This window comes from Kitasatospora sp. MBT63 (assembly GCF_000710465.2).
Lineage (GTDB): Bacteria > Actinomycetota > Actinomycetes > Streptomycetales > Streptomycetaceae > Kitasatospora.
The window spans coordinates 1-310 of the sequence record NZ_JAIZ01000608.1 but is presented as its reverse complement, the minus strand read 5'-3'; the positions used below and the strand labels follow the sequence as shown (position 1 = coordinate 310).

General features: G+C 73.9%; 1 protein-coding gene. It reads left to right on the top strand.

Translation table 11 applies throughout. From position 1 onward, the window contains the following. A partial coding sequence (locus tag AA75_RS31865) for an inositol monophosphatase family protein (RefSeq protein WP_033823812.1) occupies positions 1–310 on the top strand: 310 nt, incomplete at both ends.

Below are 310 nucleotides of genomic sequence, written 5' to 3'. Positions count from 1 at the left end.
CCGGCCGAGGGCAACGTGAATCATCTGCACGCGCTGCCGGAGTGGGCGGTCACCGCCACCCTGGTGCGTGACAACCGGCCGGTGCTCACCGTGGTGCACCTGCCGCTGACCGGTGAGACGTACACCGCGCGCACCGGTGCGGGCGCCCACCTGGACGGCCGGCCGCTGCACGTCTCCGCCACCGCCGACCTGGGTCTGGGCATCGTGGCCACCAGTCAGGCCCGGCCGGACGAGGACGCGCAGGTCGTGCGGCACATCGGCGCGTCGATCACCGCGATGCTCCTCGACGCGCTCGTGGTGCGCGTCGCGG